Consider the following 1,598-nt stretch of genomic DNA (forward strand, 5'->3'; position numbering starts at 1 on the left):
GCCGCCGAGCCGGGGCCCGTGCCGTGGCAACGGGTCACGGTGGGTGTGCCGGGCCCGGAGTTCGAGGCACGGCCGCCGGAGCACTACGCCTTCGACTTCCCCGACGCCGAATGTGACGGTTGGTCAACTTCCTGCCTCTGTCTGCGTTTTGCGTCAGTGCGCGGTGCCAAGCACCGCTACTACCACCAGCCCCGCCAAGACGCCGCGCGCGCCGCGGTGCACAAGGTCACAGGCAGCATCGCCTTCGCAGTCGCGGACGGTGTCTCCAGCGCTGCCAACTCCGAGCTCGGCGCTATCGAGGCGTGCCGGGCCGCCCTGGAGAAGATGCTTCATCAGCTGTCCCAAGACCAGGGGCGGTTGGATTTCCCGGGCGTGGCGCGTCATGCCGCCGAGCGGCTGCGTCAGGTCACCCAGTGGCGTCTGAGCGGCAAGCAGCCCGCGGCGGGAGAGGTGGCGGGCCTGCATGCGACGACGCTCGTGGCAGGCGTTGTACGCCCCCGCCCAGCTGGCGAGCCCGTGGCCGAAATCTGCCGGATCGGGGATTCGGGAGGCTGGGTCCTCGACTCATCGACCGGGCGGTACCAGCCGCTGTTCGGGTCGAAGACCGGTACGGATGCCGTGGTGGTGTCGAACGAGGTGACGCCGCTGCCTCATGTGCCCGATCCTCTTGAGCAGGCCAGCATCCGCCTGGCCGCCGACCAGGTCCTGCTGATCGGCACCGACGGCTTCGCGGATCCGCTCGGCGACGGCGACGGCCAAGTCGGTGCCCTGTTCACCCGGCATCTCACCACCCCGCCGCCCCCTCTGTGGCTCGCGCATCTGCTGGACTTCTCCCGGGAGACCTTCGACGACGACCGTACCCTGCTGGCCATCTGGCCCCGCACCGCGCCAGAGTCGCCGTGACCCCCGGGCGCTTACCCGTCGTTGATCACGCCACGCTCACTCTGGGGCGCAAGCTGGGCCAGGGGGGCCAGGGCACGGTGTTCGAGGTGCCCCACAAGAAGATCAACGAGACCGCGGACGACGGCGGCTGGGACGTCGTCTACAAGGAATACGCCACCACCGTGCTGCCCGGCCTCGACCCGGCCGCGCTGACAGCCCAGGTGGGCTTGCTCCGCGAACTCAGCGCCGCCGAAGGGCGGTGGCTGTGCGGGAAGACGGCCTGGCCTGCGGCGCTGGTCGAACGCGACGGCCGTGCCTGTGGGTTCCTCATGCGGGCCGTGCCGGATCGGTTCCGGTTCACGTTCAAGAGCCTGGCTGGTACGTCCGCCGGCACGAGGCGTCTGGCGAACCTGGAGTACCTGCTCAATGATGACAACTACGTCGCTGGGATCGGCCTGACCATCAGCGACCACGACCGGCTTCTGGTCCTGGCCGATCTCGCGGCCACGCTCACCCGCCTCCACCGCCTCGGCATCACCATAGGCGACCTCTCCCCCAAGAACCTGCTGTTCACAACCACCCCCCAGCCCGAGTGCTTCCTCATCGACTGCGACGCCATGCGCCTGCGCGGCACCACCGTCCTGCCCCAAGCCGAAACCCCCGACTGGCAAATCCCCCCAGGCGAGGAGAAAGCCACACGAGCCAGCGACATCTAC

At 69.1% G+C, this 1,598-nt stretch carries 1 protein-coding gene and 1 pseudogene; both read left to right on the top strand.

The features are described from left to right. Positions 1–903, top strand: a 903-nt coding sequence (locus AB0I03_RS26440) for a protein phosphatase 2C domain-containing protein (RefSeq protein WP_360417314.1), incomplete at its 5' end; no start/stop codon positions are given. An 86-nt stretch (positions 904–989) separates the two neighbouring features. After that, positions 990–1,598: pseudogene (locus AB0I03_RS26445) on the top strand (hypothetical protein); the annotation flags it as partial.

It is taken from the genome of Glycomyces sp. NPDC021274 (genome assembly GCF_040641195.1).
Taxonomy (GTDB): Bacteria; Actinomycetota; Actinomycetes; order Mycobacteriales; family Micromonosporaceae; genus Glycomyces.